A 19,605-nucleotide genomic window follows, 5' to 3' on the forward strand; every position below is an offset into this window, starting at 1 on the left:
TCATTGTGCCGAATTGAAGTATGCGGAACGAAAAAGCCTGTCTTTATAACAAAGACTTACCGGCTGGGCACCGGACGCTTGGCAACTTCCATCAGCGCCTTCTGGATGTATTCGTTGCCGGCCACGACGCTGCCGGTCTCGAGAATCGAGTTGCCGCCATCAAAGTCGCTGACATAGCCGCCGGCTTCGCGGATGAGCAGGATGCCGGCCGCGATATCCCAGGCCGAAAGGCCGGTTTCCCAGAAACCGTCGAAACGACCGGCCGCGACATAAGCGAGATCGAGCGAGGCCGAGCCCATGCGGCGGACACCGGCGACTTCGCCCATGACGTGTCGGAGCTCGACGAGGAATTTGCCGTGGTTGCCACGGCCAAGATGCGGAACGCCGCAGGCGACGACCGAGTCAGAGAGCACGCGACGCGCGCCGACGCGCAGGCGGCGATCGTTGAGGAAGGCGCCGCCGCCACGCTCGGTGGTGTAGAGCTCGTCGGTTGCCGGGTTGAAGATGACGCCGGCAACGATCTCGTTGTTGCGCTCAAGCGCGATCGAGACCGCGAACATCGGAATGCCGTGCAGGAAGTTAGTGGTGCCGTCGAGCGGATCGACGATCCAGCGGTGCGCACCGTCGGTGCCCTTGATCTCTTCGCCTTCCTCTCCGAGGAAGCCATAGGTCGGACGTGCCTTCAGAAGCTCTTCGCGCACGATCTTCTCGGCCTTGCGGTCGGCGGACGAGACGAAATCGCCCGGTCCCTTGACCGAGACCTGCAGGTTCTGCACTTCGCCGAAATCACGCCCCAGCGATTTTCCTGCCTTGAGGGCAGCCTGAACCATGACATTGAGAAGAGCTGAACGGGCCATGTGGGCGGTTTTCCTTGGGCTAAATAGGTGCGCGTTGTCAGGGCGGGGATGGTCCCTGATCGCCGGTAGAAGCTGCGCTTTATAAGATTGGCGGCTTCAAGACCACAAAATCGGGGAAATTTCAAGAGCGCCGCCGCATGGCTGCATTGAATCGCCGGAAGGCTGCAAATTAATTATGGACAGATCAGTCTGCAATTCCTATATCTCCCCCATGGCAAGACATAAGGAATTCGATCGCGACCTGGCGCTGGGCGCCGCCATCAACGTGTTCTCAGAGCACGGTTATGAAGGCACCTCGACGGACCAGTTGCTGACGGCGATGAAGATCAGCCGCCAGAGCATGTACGACACCTTCGGCGACAAGCGCGGCCTCTATCTGGAAGCCTTGCAGCGCTACAATGCCGACAGCACAGCGAGGTTGATCGACGACCTGAAGCGCCAGGCATCGCCGGTCGAAGCGCTAGAAGGCGCGCTCGTCGCCTTCGCCTCGCGGCCGGCGTCGGAAGCCAGCCGCGGCTGCCTCGGCGTCAGCGCCGTCTGCGAGTTCGGGCGCACGGATCTTGAGATCGCCACGCTGACTGACACAGCGTCTCGCGCCCTTTCCACGGCGCTGAAGGCGATTATCGAAGACGGCCGCAAGAGCGGCGGCATCGCATCCGACATCAACCCCGACGAGGCCGTCCACTTCCTCGGCGCGGCCCTATCAGGCATGAAAGTCAGCGCCCGCAACGGCGCCTCCCCCGAAACCCTTCGCGGCATCGCCCGCATGGCCATCCGCAGCCTCCGCTAGGCCCACCGCAAGACCGCGTCGCTTTTTCTTGCCTAATTCTAGACTGAATGATCCAGAAACCAGAAAGGAAATTTGAAATGTCTCACTCTCTCACCGACAAGGTTGCCCTCATCACCGGTGGCTCGCGCGGCATCGGCGCGGCGATCGTCCGCAGGCTGGCGCAAGACGGCGCTACTGTCGCCTTCACCTATGCCAGCAGCGATGACCGGGCGAAGGCGCTCACCGCCGAGATCGAAACCAAGGGCGGCAAGGTGCTGGCGATCAAGGCGGATAGCGCCGATCCCGAAGCCGTGCGCAATGCCGTCGCCGCGACCATCAGCCACTTCGGCGCGCTCGACATTCTCGTCAACAATGCCGGCATCCTGATGCTCGCCCCTCTCGATGAATTCGCACTGGAGGATTTCGACCGCATGTTCGCGGTCAACGTCCGCGCCGTCTTCGTCGGCACCCAGGCGGCGGCAAGGCACATGCAGGCAGGCGGTCGCATCATCAATATCGGCAGCGTCGTTGCCGACCGCAGCGGCTTTGCGACATCCTCGGTCTACAGCATGACCAAGGGCGCCATCGCCTCGATGACCCGCGGCCTGGCGCGCGATCTCGGCCCGCGAGGGATCACCGTCAACACCATCCAGCCGGGCCCAACGGCCACCGACATGAACGGCGCGCCCGGCACGGAGGAGCACCTGTCGCCGCTGATGGCGCTGGGCCGCATGGGCGAGGACAGCGAAATCGCCAGCCTCGCAGCCTATCTCGCCAGCCCCGAAGCATCCTTCGTCACCGGCTCCGCGCTCACCGTCGACGGCGGCTACCTCGCCTGAACGCAAAAAGCCGGCGGTGCTCGCACGCCGCCGGCTCTCATCTGTTTATTGCAGCACCTCAGAACTTCTGCTGCGTGATCAGAACCTCGCGGGCGATCTGCTCCAGCGGCAGGATGCGGTCCACCCCGCCCTTGGCGATCGCCTCCTTCGGCATGCCGAAGACAACGGAGGTCGCCTCGTCCTGCGCCACCGTATAGGCGCCCGCCTGGTGCATCTCCAGCATGCCCTTGGCGCCATCATCGCCCATGCCGGTCATGATGATGCCCATGGCGTTGGAGCCGGCCGAACGCGCCGCCGAGCGGAACAACACATCGACCGAAGGCCGGTGGCGCGAGACCAGCGGGCCGCTCTTGACCGCAACGTGATAGCGCGCGCCGCGCCGCTCGAGCAGCATATGGCTGTCGCCGGGCGCGATGAGTACATGGCCGCGCAGCACGGGATCGCCATCGACGGCTTCCTTGACCTCGACCTCGCACAGGCTGTTCAGTCGCTTGGCGAAGGCGGCGGTGAACTTCTCAGGCATGTGCTGGACGATGACGATACCAGGTGAATTTGCCGGCAGCGCCTCCAGAAACTCGCGAAGCGCCTCCGTTCCACCGGTCGACGCGCCGACGCAGACCACCATCTCGGTCGTCTTCGCCATGGCTTTCCCTGATGGCGGCGGCAGCATGGCATCCGCCGTCAGCTTCTGCGCCGGCATCGGCGCGCCGGGCCGCAGGCTGTTGACGTTGCGCCTGACATTGCCGAGACGCGCATGCGAAGCGCTTTTCACCGCCTCGCGGATGCGGACCGCATCGTCGGCCAGACTGTCGGCAGCGCCGATCTTCGACTTCAGGATCACGTCGACAGCGCCGGCCTCCAGCGCCTGCATCAGCGTTTCCGACCCAGCCTCCGTGAGCGACGAGCACATGACGACGGGGATCGGCCGCTGCGACATCAGCTTGCGCAGGAAGGTGATGCCATCCATGCGCGGCATCTCGACATCGAGCGTGATGACATCAGGGATTTCTTCCTGGATCTTCTTCGCCGCCATGAAGGGATCGGTCGCGACCCCCATGATCTCGATATCGGGATCTTCCTGCAGCACGCGAACGAGCGTCTGGCGAACGCTTGCGGAATCGTCGATGACGAGAACGCGGATCTTCTTGCCCATATGCTCTTTGACCTAGATGCGCTGGAACACGGTGTTGGAAACCTGCTTCAGGGGCAGGTCGATACCGGTGATGGATTCGGAGTGGCCGATGAACATGTAGCCACCCGGCAGGAGCCGCGCGCATAAGCGCTCCAGAACGCCCGATTGCGTCGGCTTGTCGAAGTAGATCAGCACGTTGCGGCAGAAGATCATGTGCATCCCCTCGCCAACAGGATAGTTCTCGTCCATCAGGTTCATGCGCGCGAAGCCGACGCGGCTGCGCAGATCGGCCGAGATGCGGACCTCGCGGCGATCCTTCTGCTTGGCCACCATCACATATTTCCGCTGCAGCTCGCGCGGCACCGGATGCACCAGATCCTCGGAATAGATGCCCCGCCGCGCCGTCGCCAGCACGTCGGTGCTGAGATCGGTCGCGAGAATGCTGTAGTTGAGGTCGCGCCGGTCGGCGACGAACTCTTCGAGCACCATGGCCATCGTATAGGGTTCGGCCCCCGTGGAGCAGGCGGAACTCCAGGTGCGTATCGTGCGGACACCGCTCGATACCAGCGCTGGAAGCGCCACCTGCTGCATGTATTCGAAGTGGCGCGCCTCGCGGAAGAAGTCGGTCTTGTTCGTCGTCACCGCGTCGATCAGATAGACCGTCTCCTGTTCCAGCCCGTCATCGTGAAACAGGAAGTCGCAATAGTCGTCGAAGGTCGCGTGCTGCGTTGCCCGCAGCCGGCGGCGAAGCCGGCCTTCGAGCATCGTCAGCTTCGTCGGCGGCATCTTGATGCCGCTATAGTCATAGATGAACTGTGCAAGCTTCTCGAAATTCCGCTTGCTGATCCTGTCGCCCACCATCTGGGTCTCAACGGCAGCCATGCTCATAAGTCAAAATACTCCAGCGTGTCCGCTCAGGCGGCCGATTGCAGGGCGGAGGCATCCTCGCGCGACAGAAGCCGCGCGAGATCGACGATGACGACGAAGCCGGTTTCCCGGCGCACGACGCCGGAAATGTAGTCCGAGCGCCAGCGCACGCCGATGTCAGGCGCCGCCTCGATCTGATCGTTGCGGAACGGCGTGACCTCGAAGACCCGGTCTGCGACGAGGCCGAGCGTGAGCAACCGGCTCTCCATCGGGATATCGAGCACGAGAACCCGCGTATGCGAGGTCGGAACCGTCTTCGACATGCCGAGCTTCAGCCTGAGATCGATGGTCGGGACGCCCTGGCCGCGCACGTCGCGCAGGCCAAGGAGATAGTCGGGACCATTCGGGATCTTGAAGGCCTCGGCATAGTCGAGGATCTCGCGAACCACCTCCACAGGCACGGCGAAGATTTCCTCGCCGAGGCTGAAGGTGACGAACTGCGCTTCCTGGGAGGTGGTTGCCATATTATGCGCTTTCCTTGAAATCGGCGTCGCCGTCATCGGGTCCGCCCATGGCCATGTCGAGTGCGAAGCCCTTGGCGCGCGCCTGCTGCGCCGAGACCGAGTTGGCCACCGGCTTGGATGCAGGCTTGCGGGCGGCTGCGGGTGCCGGGCTGCGCACGCTGATGCGGGCGGCGGGTTTACGGTTATCGCGGCTGCCGGCCATGTCGACCTTGAAGAAGGCGATCGAGGTCTGCAGTTCTTCGGCCTGGCTCGCAAGTTCTTCCGAGGTCGCCGACATCTCTTCCGATGCCCCGGCATTCTGCTGGGTCACCTTGTCGAGCTGCTGGATCGCTTCATTGATCTGCGAGGCACCGATGTCCTGCTCGCGGCAGGCAGCGCTGATCTCGGAGACCAGTTCCGCCGTCTTGCGGATGTCAGGAACCAGACGACCAAGCATATCGCCGGCTTCGCTGGCGGCCTTGACGGTATCGCCCGACATGGCGCTGATTTCAGCCGCTGCCGACTGGCTGCGCTCTGCAAGCTTGCGCACTTCGGAAGCAACGACAGCAAAGCCCTTGCCATGCTCGCCGGCACGCGCTGCCTCGACGGCGGCGTTTAGCGCAAGCAGGTCGGTCTGACGAGCGATTTCCTGGACGATGCTGATCTTTTCGGCGATCGTGCGCATGGCCTCGACGGCGCGGGTCACAGCGTCACCGGAAGCCTCCGCATCCTTGGCGGACTGGCGCGCGATCTTCTCGGTCTGGGCTGCGTTATCGGCGTTCTGCTTGATGTTGGCCGCCATCTCTTCCATCGAAGCGGACGCTTCTTCAGCCGATGCTGCCTGTTCGGTCGCGCCTTGCGAGACCTGCTCGGAGCTCGCCGACAGTTCCTGGCTACCGGAGGAGACGTTTTCGGCGGCCGCGATCGCATCGGCGACGACGCCGCGCAGACGCTCCACCATCTGCTCCAGCGCGAGACCGAGCGTATCCTTGTCCGACAGCGGCTTCGGCGCAACCGTCAGGTCACCGTTCGAAATCTGCGTGGCGATGTTGGCCGTGTTGCGCAGGTTTGCGGTCATGACGTTCAGCGTGTCGACCAGATCCTTGATCTCGTCGTTTGTCCTGACGAGAACGTCCTGGTCGAGATCGCCGATGGCAACTGCGCTGACGGCGGCCTTCGCCTTGTTGAGACCGGCGCTGATGCCGAGCGCGATCCAAAGAGCAGCGGCGATAGCGATCAAAAGTGCGACACCGGCAACGGCGAAGATGAAATTGCGGGTATTGGCGTACTGCGCGCTCGTGTCTTCGTCGGCCTGCTGCATGGCGGCACGGTTAGCGTCGATCCGAGCCTGGGTCAGCGTTTCGATGTCGTCGACAATCGTACGACCTTCGCCCGTGGCCAGACGAACGGCTTCGGCGCCGTTACCATCCTGGGCGAGCTGGTGAATGTGATCATCGAGCGCATAGAGCTTCGTCTCCAGCTCCGCGACATCCTGCCAGCCCTTCTTGGCGGCTTCGCTGGTGTTGTTGTCGATAAGCCACTGACGGGTCTCGGAGAACTGCTTGCGGTTGGTGTTGCTCGCGTCGATATATTTGGCGACGTCCTCGGGCTTCGTGGCGGTTGCCATGTTCATCTGCGCACGAACGATGCGAAGCTGGAAGTTGCCGAGATTCTGTGCCTGCTCAAGACGCTTGGCCGGTCCGGCGATCACATCGCTGATCGCGTTGTTGAGATTGGAGAGGCTGTAGATGCCGTAGCCGGCAGTCGCCAGAAGCAGAACGATCATCAGGCCAAAGGCGATGGCCAGTTTCAATTTGATGGTAAACCGCATTTCTTCATGTCCTTGAAATCGCAGTATTGAAGACGCCGCCATTGGAGAAAATGGTGGCAAGACAGGCGCAGGAAGACTGTACATCCACCCTTCTGCGATCTCCGGAATCCGGATATTTCAACCGACGTATTCACACTTCGGGTTGTCGCACCGCGCTACCGGCTCGGTGCGACGAAACTTAAATCAAGCGCTTTCGAGAAAATCGTCGCCGCCGGCGTCAGGGCCACCCATCGACATGTCGAGAGCAAACCCCTTGGCGCGCGCCTGCTGGGCCGAGACCGAGCGGACGCTGAAATTCTTGTTGCCAGCCGCCGTCGGGCGGGTGGCGCCGGCCTGGGCAGACCGTGTCGCGGCGGGCTTGGCTGCAACGGTCCGGACGCCTGCCCGCATGCCCGACATGTCGACCTTGAAGAAGGCGATCGAGGCCTGAAGCTCCTCGGCCTGCGCCGCGAGCTCTTCGGAGGTCGCAGACATCTGCTCGGAGGCACCGGCATTCTGCTGGGTCACCTTGTCGAGCTGCTGGATCGCCTCATTGATCTGCGAGGCGCCAATATCCTGTTCGCGGCAGGCAGCACTGATCTCGGAGACGAGCTCAGCGGTCTTGCGAATGTCAGGAACCAAGCGACCAAGCATGTCGCCCGCTTCGCTCGCCACCTTCACCGTATCGCCCGACATGGCGCTGATCTCGGCTGCGGCCGACTGGCTGCGCTCGGCAAGCTTACGGACCTCGGAAGCGACCACCGCAAAACCCTTGCCATGCTCGCCGGCACGCGCTGCCTCGACGGCGGCGTTGAGTGCGAGCAAATCGGTCTGGCGTGCGATTTCCTGGACGATTACGATCTTGTCGGCGATCGTGCGCATGGCGATCACGGCGCGGGTAACCGCCGCACCGCTCTCCTCGGCATCCTTTGCCGACTGGCGCGCGATCTTCTCGGTCTGCGCGGCGTTGTCGGCGTTCTGCTTGATGTTGGCGGCCATCTCTTCCATCGAAGCCGAAGCCTCTTCGGCGGACGCTGCCTGTTCACTCGCCCCCTGCGACACCTGCTCGGAGCTGGCGGACAGTTCCTGGCTGCCTGCGGAGACGTTTTCGGAAGCCGAAAGCGCATCGGCGACGACGCCGCGCAACCGCTCGACCATCTGCTCCAGCGCGATGCCGAGCGTGTCCTTGTCCGACAGCGGCTTCGGCGAAACGGTCAGGTCGCCATTTGCGATACGGTCGGCGATCGCAGACGTGGCGCGCAGATTGGTGACCATGTCCTTCATGGCGATGCCGAGAACGTCCTTCTCCGAAAGCGGGCGCGGATCGATGGAGAGGTCGCCCTGCGCCACCTGGTCGGCAATTCCGGCTGTCTGGCGCAGATTGGCGGTCATCACGTTGATCGTGTCGACGAGATCCTTGATCTCGTCATTGCTCTTGATCTCAATGTTCTGGTTGAGATCGCCGATCGCCACCGCGTCGGCAACCGTCTTCACCTTGCGCAGACCCGAGCTGATCGTCGTTGCGATCCAGATGGTCGCGCCGATGGCGATGACGAGCGCGACACCCGCCACGATCAACAGCATCATGAAGGTCGTGTCATAGGTCTTGTCTCCCACCGCATCGGCGTCGGCAACAGCCTGCTTGGTCAGCGCCGTCAGCGCGGCGGTCATGCCATCAAGCTTCTGGCGCGCGGCGACACCGTCAGTCTCGTTGAGCTGCAGGCCCATCTCTTTCTGGCCCGAGGTCATTAGGCCGCGAATGCGGTCGTTCAGCCCGACATACCCCGTCCAGAACTCGCGGATCTGCTTCCACTCGTCCTTGAATTCCGGCGGCGCGTCATGCTCGCCCTCGTCGAGCGCCTTTTCGAATGCCCCACGTTCCGCATCGATCGCGGCGTTTGCCCGGGATACGAATTCGGGCCTGTCAGCGACAAGCAGGTCGCCCACCGCAAGACCAAGACCATCGAAAGCGGATGTCAGGCTGCTGGCGTAATGATCCTGCTCTACCGGACCTTCCAGGAGCTCGTTGCGCAGCGTGTTCATCGTTTGCAGGCCATGGATACCCAGTCCAACGGCGCCGATGATCAGCAAAATCAGCAGTGAAAAAGCAAATGATAGTTTGAGCTTGAGCGTAATGCGCATGTGAAAACTCCGGCCTTTGAAAATCGCTGGGTGAAACCGCGGTGGCGATCTGCGAGGATTCCGATCATCCAGGCGATTTCGGAAATAAGATGGGAGCTTGCATCCGCTCATGGCCGGCGGCTGTCGCGCGCCTTGCCTCCAACGATCCATTCGTTGGCAGTCTTGATGTCGTGGCCGGTCATCCGGCCACGACATGTTTCTTGATCACGCGCTTTCGCGGAAATCGTCGTCGCTGGCGTCAGGACCTCCCATCGACATGTCGAGAGCAAAGCCCTTGGCACGCGCCTGCTGGGCGGCGACCGAGCGAGTATTGACGTTCTTGTTGCTGGCCACGGTCGGCCGTGCGGCAGGAGCCTTGGCGGCCGGCTTGGCCGCAGGCTTCTTGAAGACGACCTTGCTGCCCGCGCCGTCGACCTTGAAGAAGGCGATCGAGGCCTGAAGTTCCTCGGCCTGCGCCGCGAGTTCTTCAGAGGTCGCCGACATCTGCTCGGAAGCACCGGCGTTCTGCTGCGTCACCTTGTCGAGCTGCTGGATCGCTTCGTTAATCTGGGCAGCACCGATATCCTGCTCGCGGCAAGCGGCGCTGATCTCGGAGACGAGCTCGGCTGTCTTGCGGATATCGGGAACCAGGCGGCCAAGCATATCGCCGGCATTGCTGGCGGCCTTGACCGTATCGCCAGACATGGCGCTGATCTCGGCGGCGGCGGACTGGCTGCGCTCGGCAAGCTTGCGAACTTCGGAAGCCACGACCGCGAAGCCCTTGCCATGTTCGCCGGCACGCGCTGCCTCTACGGCGGCGTTGAGTGCGAGCAGATCGGTCTGGCGTGCGATTTCCTGTACGATGACGATCTTGTCGGCGATGGTGCGCATGGCTTCCACGGCACGGCTGACGGCAGCGCCGCTTTCTTCCGCGTCCTTGGCCGACTGGCGAGCGATCTTCTCGGTCTGCGCGGCGTTATCGGCGTTCTGCTTGATATTGGCGGCCATTTCTTCCATCGAAGCCGAAGCTTCTTCAGCCGACGCCGCCTGCTCGGTCGCGCCCTGCGAGACCTGCTCGGAGCTGGCGGAGAGTTCCTGGCTGCCGGCCGAGACGTTCTCGGAAGCCGAGAGCGCGTCGCCGACCACACCGCGAAGACGCTCGATCATCACGTTGACGTTGCCCAGCAGTTCGCCGATCTCGTCGCGATTGGTGATTTCGGCCATCTTCGTGAGGTCACCCTCGGCGACTTCGCGCACCACGTTGTTGGCGCGGTTCAGGCCCTTGGAGATGGTGCTTGCAATCCAGAAGGCGGTGATGGCGGCAAACAGGAAGGCAGCGACGACGGCGATGATCATCGTCAGGCGGGTCGCCTGATAGCTTGCTTCCGCATCATCATCGGCAACGCTCATGCGCTCTTTCTCGAGCTTGAGGATTTCCGCAAGCGCCGTATCGATCTGGTTGGCCGCAGCACGTGCCGTGGTCACGGAGACGTTGTTGGCGGCTTCGGCGTTACCGGCCTTCACGAATTCACGGATTTGGTCGTCGGCCTGGAAGAACTGCTTCGATAGCTCCGAAACCTGTTCCCACCGCGGGCGGCCCTGTTCGGTAGCGATCTGCAGCACCGATGCCAGCGCCTGCGTGAATTCCTTGCGCCCGACATCGCCCTTGGCGATGGAATTGTTCACTTCGGCCGCGTCCTTGGCCATCAGCAGGTTCTTCTGCTGCCGGATCGCTTCGAGCTGGCCGATGTTGATGGTCTGCGCCAGTTCCAGGCGCGCCGCCGGGCCGGCCAGCACGGCGCCGATGGAATCATTCAGACCGCTGAGGCTGATGATCGAATAGGTCGATGTGCCCAGCAACATGAGGATGATGAAGGCAAATGCCGACACCAGTTTCGTCTTGATCGTCAATCGCATCTCTAACCCCTTACCCCTCGATGACGCAGCCTAAACGGCGGTCGATGTCTCGTGTCGTGAAGAAAACAGTGCCTGCAGATTGGGCAGGATGATGAACTCGCCCCCGCGCTTCACCAGGCAGTTGATGTAGTCGGCGCGCCAGCGCATGCCGACGCTCGGTGGCGGTTCGCTGGCTGCCCGTGCCAGCGTCGTCACCTCGTTCACTTTGTCTGTACGCAGGCCGACCAGCGTCGCCTCGCCATCGAGATCGACCTCGATGACAATGATGCGGCTGTCGATCGTCGCTTCCGTGCCGTCCATGCCGAAGGCCAGGCGAAGGTCCGCCAGCGGAATGACCTTGCCGCGAAAATTGATGACGCTGGCGACGAAGGGCTGCGCCCCCGGCACCGCCGTCTCGGGTAGCAGGTCCAGGATTTCCTGGACGATGACCGCTTCGAGCGCGAAGGTCTCGCCGTTCATGTCGAAAGTCAGGACCTCGACTTCGTCGGCATAGTTCCAATGATGGTCGATCTTCTCGGCTGCCGCGCTCATCCTGCCACCCGCATCTGTGTTTCCTGTTGCTGACCGGCGGCCACGAGATGGCCGACGTCGAGAATGAGGGCGACGCTGCCGTCGCCGAGAATGGTGGCGCCCGAGAAGGTGGACACGTCGTTGTGCAGCTTCGACATCGACTTGATGACCGTCTGGTGATCGCCGATGATCTGGTCGACCACCAAGCCGACACGCTCCGTGCCGGTGGAGATGACCACGACCTTCTGGTGCACGTCGGGCTTGGTGCCGGTGCGGAAGAGATCGCGAAGTCTCAGGAACGGCACGAGGCTGTCACGCAGCGAGATGAAGCTGCGGCCGCGCGAACGCAGGTCCTCTTCCAGCGACAGCTCCAGGCACTCCTCGACAGCCGACAGCGGAATGACGTAGCTGCCATTGCCGACCCGCACGAGCAGGCCGTCGATGATCGCAAGTGTCAGCGGAATGCGCAGCGACACTTCCGAACCCTGACCATTGAGGCTGGTGATGTCGATCGCGCCACGCAGCGCCTCGACCGTCTTCTTGACCACATCCATGCCGACGCCACGACCGGAAAGATTGGTGATCGCCGCAGCCGTCGAGAAACCAGGCGCGAAGATCAGCTGCAGCAGCTCGGAATCGGTGAGCGGCTGGCCGGGCGCGATGAGGCCGGAGGATTCCGCCTTGGCGCGGACCCGATCTCGATTGATGCCGCGGCCGTCGTCCTTGATCGAGATGATCACCTCGCCGCCGGCCTGGCGTGCCGACAGCGTCACCGTGCCGGCTTCGCTCTTGCCTGCCGCCAGGCGCTCGGCCGGCGTTTCCAACCCGTGGTCGATCGAATTGCGCACCAGATGCACCAGCGGATCGGCGAGACGCTCGATCACGGTCTTGTCGACCTCGGTGCTTTCGCCCTCGGTCACCAGCTCGATCACCTTGCCCGTTTCGCGGGCGAGATCGTGAACGAGACGGCGGAAGCGCGAAAACAGCGTCGCGACCGGCACCATGCGGAGCACCATCATCGTGTCGCGTAGTTCACCCGACAGGCGCTCGATTTCCTCAGACACCGAGCGCAGCGCGATATCGGCGCTGGCGCTCGCCAGCTGGCTGAGGCGCGACTGGGCGATGACGAGCTCGCCGACGCGGTCCATCAGTTCATCGAGACGCTCGGCCGGAACGCGAACGTTTTCGGCAGCCTTCGCCTGGCGCTGGTCGGCCTGTGCTGCGCTCTCGCGCTTGGCGGGCACCGCCTCGACAGGCTTGAACTCGGGTGTGGCGAGAACTGCAGGCGCAGCCGCGACGGGCGCTGCGACAACTGGCTCAGCCTTGACCTCTGACACGACGGCAACTGGTTCAGCCTTGGCTTCCGGGGCGGCAGGAGCGCTGATCTCCTCGACCTCGAGCTCCATGTCGTCCATGACGAAGATGAACACGTCGTCGATCGCGGAGCGGTCCTGCGCGCTGGTGAGAACGACGTCCCAGGTGACGTAGAGATCGGTCGGAACCATCTCGTCGAGGACAGGAATGGCGGAGAGGTTGGCCTTGACGCTGCATTCGCCGAGGTCACGCAATTCGTCGAGCAGGCCGAGCGGATTGGTGCCGTTCGCCATCGAATTCGAGGGAAGGCTGAAGCGGATGCGCCAGGTGGTGGTCTTGGCGGCGGGAGCGGCGGAAGCGGCGACCGGGGCCGATTGAACAGCAGGAGTGGCAACGCCACCCGCTGTCTCGCCGACGGCGGCCTGAAGCTGGGCCAGCAACCGCTGGCCGGTGTCACCGTGATCGGCATCCGGCCGATCGACGAGAGCACGCATGTGATCCTGAGCGGCAAGCACGGCGGCGACGAGTTCGGCCGTTGCCGGCACCTCGCCCTTGCGAACCCGGTCGAACGCCGTTTCGCAATGATGCGTGAAGGCGGCCAGCGCATCGAAGCCGAACATCGAGCCCGAGCCCTTCAGCGTGTGAAGGCCACGGAAGACGGCATCGACGACGTCCTTGTCGTCGAGCTTGTGCGTCAGATCGAGAAGACCCGTCTCGATGGCTTCGAGGCATTCGGCCGCCTCGGTGCGAAAGACCGCTACAGGATCGAGAGAGCTCATCTGCCGAGCACCTTCCTGGCGATCTTGACCAGGTTTTCCGGATCGAACGGCTTGGTCAGCCAACCGGTGGCGCCGGCCGCCTTGGCGCGGGCCTTGAGGTCGGCGTCGGATTCGGTGGTGAGGAAGATGATCGGTACGCCGGTATGTTCCGGCAGCTTGCGCAGCTCCTCGATCATCGTCAGGCCGTCCATCACGGGCATGTTGAGATCGGTGATGATCAGGTCGTAATTGCCGGCCTTGGCAGCCGCCAGGCCCTGCGCGCCATCGGCCGCTTCGCTGACGGTGTAGCCCGCATTGGTCAGCGTGACCTTGGTCGTCAGTCGAATGCTTGCGGAATCGTCGACGGTGAGAATGTTGGCGCTCATGGCTTTACCTCTTCATGCAACCAGAATTTTGTATCTTCGCTGTTGAAGGCTTCCACGAAGCCGGCGCGCTCCAGCACCTTCAGGACTTGGCCGCGGGCGGGAGCCGCGAGTGCGAGCGCTTTGTCGTTGGTTTCAGCGTGCCGGCGAACAGCTTCGATCAGCTGCACAAAACTCAAGTCGGCCTCAGCTTTTTCGGGAATATCGAGAACAACGGAACTGTTATTCTTAAATAAAGACGCAATTTTCGAGAAGATATCCGAGATATTCCTGATCGTCAGAACTTCCGGCAGGGATATAGACTCGGAATACTGTTCACGCACACTCACTTCGGCCTCCTAGGGCGGAGAAATACTTTTTCAACCCTTTGAGGAATCTCACGGCACGCTTAACAACACGTAAAAGTAGGTTGCAACGAAATGCAATTGAGACGAGTCCCGACTCCCTGAAATATCACCTGACAAAAATAATAATTAGCACTCAAACATGTTTATAAAAGCAAACAAATTCATATGCTTATTAAAATTATGAGCGTTTGCCGGCAACGGGCGTCGTGCAATTCACGCTATGTTAAGCACAACGCTGACGAGTCTGGCGTGTTTACTCCTCGTTTCCATGATGCCCGTAAAAATAGTCCCGAACCTTGCTGAGGTTTTAAGTAAAGGACAATAAAATGACGAACGGGGCGACATCGGCTGTAACTGCTTTCCAGGCATCTGGATCAGCCATCAGCCAAACACTGGAAGCGGCGCACAGCAAGGTCGAGGAGCGCTTTCTCGAAGGCGGCACCGTCCTGCTTTCGGTCATGGACGTCCTCAACCGACTGTTGAGCTCGCTCGATAACATCACCAAGGCGCTTGATGCTGGCGAGAATGGTGATGCCGGCGCGGAACTGCGCTCAACGGTGAAGAGCCTCAGCGATCTTCCGACCGCCGAAAAGTCCCGCCGCGACGCGCTTTCGTCGCTCGCCGAAGCAGGATATTCGCTGCGCCGGCACGTCTCCGACATGCAGGAAACCATGCGCTACCTGCGCACCTTCGCCGTTACCGTGAAGATCACCGGCGCCGGCCTTGCCGAGTTCGCCGGCTTCGCGCAGGAAATTCTCGAGCGCATCTATTCCGGCACCGACGAGGTCAACCGCTTCGCCGGCCGGATCGAGGAGTTGGAAAAGGAAGTCAAGCTCGCCCTGACCTTCGGCACCGACGTCTCCAAGAGCTACGCCGACACGGTTCCCGCCGTGGCCAGCGCCCTTGATGGCGATGCCCGCAAGATCGCCGAACACCGTCAGAACCTCGCCGCTATCGCCCGTGACGTCGGCGCGGTCGCCAGAGGCGTGCAGAGCAAGGTCGCCTCGACCCTGTCGGCGCTGCAGATCGGCGACATCACCCGCCAGCGCATCGAGCATGTGCAGAGCACATTCACCCTGCTCGACGAATTCCTCGACAGCGAGGACGGACGCGGCCTTGATGCCGACGCCCGCGCACGCCTGCAAAACGTCATCCAGCACCTGACGGCCGCGCAGATGAACGAGATGTGCCGCGATTTTCACCGCGATTCCCAGAACGTCGTGAAGACGATCGCCAGCTTCGGCCACGACACGCAGGAGATCATGCGGCTGCGCGACCAAATGAGCGGCGGCGGCCAAGGCAACTTCATCCGCGCGCTCGAATCCAGCGTCTCGGCCGCCCATGAGATCGTCAAGCAGGTCGACGCCGTCACCCTGAAGGCCGATCAGGTCAGCCAGTCGACCCGCGACACCACCGCCAAGCTTCTGGAAGCGATCGGCAACATCAAGGCGGTGAAGACAGACATCCATTACATGGCGCTGAACACCAATCTGCGCTGCAGCCGGCTTGGTGAAGCCGGCAAGTCGATCAATGTCGTCACGGCAGAGCTCCGCATCTTCGCCGGAAAGCTGGATGACAGCGCCGACGCCATCGTCAACGGCCTGCCTGCGCTGGAGGAAGCCGCCGGCCGCGTGGCACCATCGAGCGAGACGGCATCAGGCGGCCTGGCCGAAAACCTGACGACCGCCGTCGCCGATATCCGCACCGCCGCCGATACGATGGAAGCCGAGCTGAAGACACTGTCCGAACACGGCCGCGAGGTCGCCGGCAAGATCAACCTGTTGATCGGAACGCTGGATTTCCAGAAGGATCTCGGCGATGTGCTGGCAGGCTGCGCCGATACGCTGGAAGATGCCGCCGGCGCCGAGATCGCGGATATCTCGGACTTGGCCGAAGCCATCGCCCCGCTCGATCGCAAGATCTTCAAGCTCTACACGATGGTGCAGGAGCGCAACGTCCACCGCGACATCATCGCCGCGGTTGAAGAGACGGCAGCGGTCGAGCCCGAGCCGGCAAGTGCTGCGACCAGCGACGAAGACCTGTTCGAGGACGCGCTCTTCTAAAACGTTGTAGCGCGGTCAGCGCAGGCGGCGGAACTTGTTGGCGGCTTCGATCCCCGCCTTCTGCTGCTCTTCCTCGATACCGAGGTAGAAATCCTCGAGCGCCGGGTCGGGCAGACCGGCACGGCGCGAGAGTACATACCACTTGGCGGCCTCGACAGGATCCGGCTTCGTGCCGAGCGCGTTGATATAGAGATGCGCCAGCTTGTTCTGCGCAACAACGTTGCCGTCATTGGCGGCGATTCTCAGCCACTGAAAACCCTTCTCGAAATCGCGCGGGCCATTGGTTCCGTTGACGAACCAGACGCCGAGATCGAGCTGCGCGGTGTCGAAACCGGCATGTGCGGCGCGCGCCATCCATTCGCGGGCAAGCTGCTTCTTCTCGGGCGGCAGATCGGGCAACGACGAGTAAATCTCGGCCACCGCGTATTGCGCGTCGGCGACGCCCTTTTCTGCCGATTTCTCGTAGAACGGAAGTGCCAGCTTCAGGCCCTTGTCGCCGGGATTGTCGGCGACCAGGATCTGCCCCCAGTTAAACTCGGCCGACGCATTGCCGGCTTCGGCCGCCTTGCGCATGTAGGTGTCGGCAAGCGTCTTGTCGCGTTTGACGATGCGGCCTTCCATCAGGATGAGCGCGTATTTGAACATCGCCGCAGGATCGCCGCCCTCGGCCGCCTTTCCGTACCAGAAGGCAGCCGCCTTGGCGTCGCGCTTGACGCCGAGACCATCGGCCAGCAGTTCACCCATCAGCGTCTGCGCCGCCGGATCGCCGAGCTGCGCACGCGGCAGCGCAATCCCCATCGCCGTCAGATAGTAGCCGCGCTGATAGGCGCCATAGGCATCGTCGACCTTGCCCTTGTAGTCCTTCTCAGGCGGCAGGTCGGGCAGCTTCGCGCCCATGCGATCGAACACGCCGACACCGGTGGACGGTGTTACCCCGTCCGGCTGCGCGCGGCCTGATTTCAGTGTCTCAGGCGCGCCGGTGAGTGGTCGCGTGACCATATTGTCGACCTGCTGGGCCGATGCGCCATGCGCGAAAACCGCCACATATGTGGCGGCGGCAAGGAGGGAAAGGCGCAAATGGCGTGTCAGCATGGGCATGAGGGCGATATCAACCCTCAAACCGTGGCGCTTTTTCGTCAAGAAGTGCGTTGATTTCGGCAACCACCAGGGCCGCGCGCGCCGGCTCGCCGAAAACGGCGAGACGCATGGCCACGAATTCCGCGCCGCTTTCGGCGACAGCGAGCGCCGAAGCAGGATCGGTGCCGCCCATGACGATGCACGGGATCTCGATCATCGAGGCCCACCATTCGGCAAGCGCGAGGTTCTTCGGATGCGCCTCCGGCTTGATGTCGCCTTCGAGCTTGCCGAAGAAGACATACTCGGGCCGCTCCTCGCCGATCTCAAGCGCATGATGCCGGTCGGCCGCATTGCCGCCGCCGACGATCAGCTTGTCGGCATATTTCTCCACCGCCTCGGAAATCTCCGCCGCACCGCCGGTGATATGCAGGCCATCCGCCTTGGTGCGGCCAACGACACGGCTGTCGCCGGCAAGCAGCGCCGCCGCACCCGCGTTCTGCGCCAGCGGCACGATCTTTTCGGCATGTTTCTGAAACTCACCGTCACCAAGCCCGTATTGCGGCAGGATGATCGAGGCGACATCACCGCCCTTCAGCGCATCGCCGACGATTTTCGCCTGCTCCTCGGCATCGGCGATATCGGGCACGATCAGCACCAGGCGGCAGCGGTTTTCAGGTTCGCTCATGAACTCTTTCCATTTCCAGCGGATTTCGCCATTTGCCGGCAGCTCCGCACTCGTTTTGTGTGAGTAATTCCGTTAGACCGGGCTGGCAAGGGGAGGACTTCAAAAGCATGCCGATGGACGTGTCATTTTACTACGCCGCCATTCCCGCCGTAATTCTGGTCGGCCTCGCGAAGGGCGGTATGGGCGACGCCTTGTCGCTGATCGGATTGCCTTTTCTGGCTCTCGTCGTCTCCCCCGTGCAGGCCGCCGCCATCCTCCTGCCGATCCTGATCTTCATGGACATGATATCGCTCGTCATCTGGCGCAAGCATGGCGATTGGACGACGCTGAAGATCATGCTCCCGGGCGCGCTAGCCGGCATCGCGCTCGGCTGGGCGACCTCCGCACTCGTTCCCGGCAGCGTCTTGCGCGTCGTCATCGGCATCGTCACCATCCTCTTTTGCCTGCGCTATTTCTGGAACAACTTCGGCCCCGGCAGAGGAAAGATCGTGCCGCCGCATGGCCAGCGGCCGGTACGCGCAACGCTCTGGGGCGCCTTTTCCGGCTATGGCAGCTTCGTCGCACACGCCGGCGGCGCGCCGTTCCAGATCTACGTGCTGCCGCTGCAGATGCCGCCGCGCGAATTTACCGGCACCAGCGTCCGCTTCTTCGCCATCCTCAACGCGGTCAAGCTGATCCCCTATTTCGCGCTCGGCCAGCTCGACACTCATAACCTCGCCGCCTCCGCCACGCTGCTGCCCTTCGCGCCGCTCGCCACCATCGCCGGCGCCTGGTGCGTGAAGCGCATGCAGCCGAAAATATTCTATCCCTTTATGTATGCGATGGCGCTGATCGCGGCCGTCCTGATCGCCCGCGAAGGCCTTGGATTTTAGGCCTTAAAGGCCTTGCTGCGGCGCACAATTCGCTTGCCCAAATTCTCCGATTGACGTAGCTTTTCACCATGTCGAACGTGGACCCTTTCACTGCGATTGCCGACCCTCACCGGCGCTTCCTGCTGGAGGAATTGCGACGCTCGCCGCGCACCGTCAACGAGCTCGCCGAAGGCCTTCCGATCAGTCGTCCGGCCGTCTCCCAGCACCTCAAGGCCCTGCTCGATTGCGACCTCGTCTCGGTCACCGCCGATGGCACGAAACGCATCTACGCGGTCAACAATCGCGGCTTCGACAGGCTCAATCTCTGGCTGGATCAGTTCTGGGCATAACGCCATCAGGACATGAAAACGCGCCGGCTGCGACCTTTTCGGCAACCGGCGCGCAGGAACATTCCACGGACGCGACAAACTACTAAACAACTGGTTATATTGCGATATTTACCCTTTGAATCGCGTCGACCACGCCCTGTAACGTTCTATCCTGCTTAGTGTACGGATGATTTGAGACGCTCAATCTCGTCTTTGATGCGCAGCTTCCTGCGCTTGCACTCGGCAACCTCACGGTCGTCTCTGGAGGGGGATGCCATCAGAGAATGGAGCTCGTCTTCGAGAGCGCCATGCTTCTTCTGGAGTGATTCAAGATGAGCTTGAACAGTCATATGACCCTTCCTTCCTCTTACCTTTCTCCAGCCAACACCGCCGGAGATCCAAGGCGTCAACCCTCAAACTGTGACACATTTTTGAAGGCTTGTCGAAGGCGAAAACAAGGAGAGAGCGTGGCA

Annotated in this window: 19 protein-coding genes; 5 read left to right on the forward strand and 14 right to left on the reverse strand. The window is 62.2% G+C overall.

The window, feature by feature from the left end; all coding sequences use genetic code 11:
* Positions 1-56: 56 nt before the first annotated feature.
* Positions 57-857 (reverse strand): inositol monophosphatase family protein, encoded by an 801-nt coding sequence (locus J5286_RS18290; RefSeq protein ID WP_209191597.1) that lies wholly within the window; start codon positions 855-857, stop codon positions 57-59.
* A 211-nt stretch (positions 858-1,068) separates the two neighbouring features.
* Here J5286_RS18290 and J5286_RS18295 point away from each other — a divergent pair, with 211 nt between their 5' ends.
* Complete coding sequence (locus J5286_RS18295) at positions 1,069-1,647, forward strand: TetR/AcrR family transcriptional regulator (RefSeq protein WP_209191658.1); 579 nt, start codon at positions 1,069-1,071, stop codon at positions 1,645-1,647.
* Positions 1,648-1,724: 77 nt separating this feature from the next.
* On the forward strand, positions 1,725-2,465 hold the full coding sequence (locus J5286_RS18300) for a 3-oxoacyl-ACP reductase family protein (RefSeq protein ID WP_209191598.1): 741 nt from the start codon (positions 1,725-1,727) through the stop codon (positions 2,463-2,465).
* 58 nt (positions 2,466-2,523) lie between these two features.
* Here the strand turns inward: J5286_RS18300 and J5286_RS18305 are convergent, their stop codons facing one another.
* From J5286_RS18305 to J5286_RS18350, 10 genes are all read right to left on the reverse strand, one after another.
* Positions 2,524-3,618 carry a protein-glutamate methylesterase/protein-glutamine glutaminase gene (locus J5286_RS18305; protein WP_209191599.1) on the reverse strand — a complete coding sequence of 365 codons (1,095 nt, stop codon included), beginning with the start codon at positions 3,616-3,618 and terminating at the stop codon, positions 2,524-2,526.
* Between the two features lie 12 nt (positions 3,619-3,630).
* Positions 3,631-4,485: a CheR family methyltransferase gene (locus J5286_RS18310; protein WP_209215368.1), complete on the reverse strand. Its 855-nt coding sequence runs from the start codon at positions 4,483-4,485 to the stop codon at positions 3,631-3,633.
* Between the two features lie 26 nt (positions 4,486-4,511).
* A complete protein-coding gene (locus J5286_RS18315; protein ID WP_209191600.1) occupies positions 4,512-4,988 on the reverse strand; it encodes a chemotaxis protein CheW in 477 nt (158 codons plus the stop codon).
* Position 4,989: 1 nt separating this feature from the next.
* Positions 4,990-6,798, reverse strand: coding sequence for a methyl-accepting chemotaxis protein (locus tag J5286_RS18320; protein ID WP_209191601.1), 1,809 nt, complete (start codon positions 6,796-6,798; stop codon positions 4,990-4,992).
* 183 nt (positions 6,799-6,981) lie between these two features.
* Positions 6,982-8,820 (reverse strand): methyl-accepting chemotaxis protein, encoded by a 1,839-nt coding sequence (locus J5286_RS18325; RefSeq protein ID WP_511458255.1) that lies wholly within the window; start codon positions 8,818-8,820, stop codon positions 6,982-6,984.
* Between the two features lie 303 nt (positions 8,821-9,123).
* The gene (locus J5286_RS18330) at positions 9,124-10,815 is read right to left on the reverse strand and encodes a methyl-accepting chemotaxis protein (protein WP_209191603.1); all 1,692 of its coding nucleotides are present in this window, start codon (positions 10,813-10,815) and stop codon (positions 9,124-9,126) included.
* A gap of 30 nt (positions 10,816-10,845) precedes the next feature.
* A complete protein-coding gene (locus tag J5286_RS18335; RefSeq protein ID WP_047509429.1) occupies positions 10,846-11,346 on the reverse strand; it encodes a chemotaxis protein CheW in 501 nt (166 codons plus the stop codon).
* On the reverse strand, positions 11,343-13,418 hold the full coding sequence (locus J5286_RS18340; protein ID WP_209191604.1) for a chemotaxis protein CheA: 2,076 nt from the start codon (positions 13,416-13,418) through the stop codon (positions 11,343-11,345). Before J5286_RS18340 ends, J5286_RS18335 begins: the two co-directional genes overlap by 4 nt.
* On the reverse strand, positions 13,415-13,783 hold the full coding sequence (locus J5286_RS18345) for a response regulator (protein ID WP_018899699.1): 369 nt from the start codon (positions 13,781-13,783) through the stop codon (positions 13,415-13,417). Before J5286_RS18345 ends, J5286_RS18340 begins: the two co-directional genes overlap by 4 nt.
* Positions 13,780-14,109 carry an STAS domain-containing protein gene (locus tag J5286_RS18350; RefSeq protein WP_018899700.1) on the reverse strand — a complete coding sequence of 110 codons (330 nt, stop codon included), beginning with the start codon at positions 14,107-14,109 and terminating at the stop codon, positions 13,780-13,782. The genes J5286_RS18345 and J5286_RS18350 overlap by 4 nt, the downstream gene beginning before the upstream one ends.
* A gap of 344 nt (positions 14,110-14,453) precedes the next feature.
* On the opposite strand from J5286_RS18350, the gene J5286_RS18355 reads away from it, so the two are divergent.
* A complete protein-coding gene (locus tag J5286_RS18355) occupies positions 14,454-16,190 on the forward strand; it encodes a methyl-accepting chemotaxis protein (protein WP_209191605.1) in 1,737 nt (578 codons plus the stop codon).
* Between the two features lie 15 nt (positions 16,191-16,205).
* Here the strand turns inward: J5286_RS18355 and J5286_RS18360 are convergent, their stop codons facing one another.
* Positions 16,206-17,288 (reverse strand): tetratricopeptide repeat protein, encoded by a 1,083-nt coding sequence (locus J5286_RS18360; protein WP_209191606.1) that lies wholly within the window; start codon positions 17,286-17,288, stop codon positions 16,206-16,208.
* Between the two features lie 10 nt (positions 17,289-17,298).
* Positions 17,299-17,952: a thiamine phosphate synthase gene (locus J5286_RS18365; RefSeq protein ID WP_209191607.1), complete on the reverse strand. Its 654-nt coding sequence runs from the start codon at positions 17,950-17,952 to the stop codon at positions 17,299-17,301.
* Positions 17,953-18,059: 107 nt separating this feature from the next.
* Between J5286_RS18365 and J5286_RS18370 the strand changes: the two genes are divergently transcribed.
* Both J5286_RS18370 and J5286_RS18375 read left to right on the forward strand, forming a co-directional pair.
* Entirely contained in the window at positions 18,060-18,824 is a 765-nt protein-coding gene (locus J5286_RS18370) for a sulfite exporter TauE/SafE family protein (RefSeq protein WP_209191608.1), read from the forward strand.
* A 68-nt stretch (positions 18,825-18,892) separates the two neighbouring features.
* Complete coding sequence (locus tag J5286_RS18375) at positions 18,893-19,153, forward strand: ArsR/SmtB family transcription factor (protein WP_018899705.1); 261 nt, start codon at positions 18,893-18,895, stop codon at positions 19,151-19,153.
* Positions 19,154-19,308: 155 nt separating this feature from the next.
* Here the strand turns inward: J5286_RS18375 and J5286_RS18380 are convergent, their stop codons facing one another.
* On the reverse strand, positions 19,309-19,482 hold the full coding sequence (locus J5286_RS18380; RefSeq protein ID WP_018899706.1) for a YdcH family protein: 174 nt from the start codon (positions 19,480-19,482) through the stop codon (positions 19,309-19,311).
* Positions 19,483-19,605: the final 123 nt, after the last annotated feature.

It is taken from the genome of Rhizobium sp. 16-488-2b (assembly GCF_017741815.1).
Taxonomy (GTDB): Bacteria; Pseudomonadota; Alphaproteobacteria; order Rhizobiales; family Rhizobiaceae; genus Rhizobium.